This is a genomic window from Salinimicrobium oceani (assembly GCF_012037645.1).
The window spans coordinates 1-785 of sequence record NZ_JAAVJR010000101.1; the positions used below are offsets into that span (position 1 = coordinate 1).

The 785-nt window shown below is 44.5% G+C and carries 1 protein-coding gene; it reads left to right on the plus strand.

Translation table 11 applies throughout. The features are described from left to right. Positions 1-785: RagB/SusD family nutrient uptake outer membrane protein (locus HC175_RS15655; RefSeq protein WP_209310016.1), on the plus strand; the 785-nt coding region annotated here is incomplete at both ends.

Here is a 785-nt window from a genome sequence, read left to right on the forward strand (position 1 = left end):
ATGACGTCAATGCCGGTGGACTGGGGGACCAGCAACCTTTTGCCGATACCGATCTCTATAACTATGATAGAGATTTCTGGATGTACAACTCCCTATGGAATGTACATTACAACGATATCATTAACCTTAATACGGCAATACTTCAGATTGAAAATTTCATGGAATTTGCTAACGAACAAGGTTTTGCAAGGGGGGAGCAATATATTGCCGAAATTAAGGTATTAAGGGCGTGGTTCCATCTCAATTTGGCCAGGACATGGAGCGATGTCTTTATCATTACTTCAAACCAACCCGAAGAGGAACTGGCGCAGGGTGTAGCTTCTAAAGAAGAGGTGATGCAGTTTATTTCAGATCAAATGGATGAGGCTATTCCAGATCTTCCCGATTTGAGACCAAACCAGCGCACAGATCTTCCCGGTGGAGTGACGCGCTATACAGCCTATGCCATAAAAGCATTGGCTCAACAGGAACTACAAAATTACCAGGGAGTGGCAGATGCCACTGGAGCAATTATTAGCTCCGGAAGATTTTCACTCTATCCCGATTTTTACCAACTCTTCAAAAAGCCGGGAGAGCTAAGTGATGAAAGTCTGCTGGAGATCCAGTATTCCGATTATGGAAATGAGACAGGAGAAGCTTTTTACCACCTCTATGCTCCTTTTGGACCCCAAAATTGGGATCCTGCAAGGGAGAATGCCGAGGGAGGATGGGGATTCTATGAACCCAGTATAAAGTTCATCGAATTCATGTTGGCCAGAGATGAAACCATACGTCTTGAGACCAGT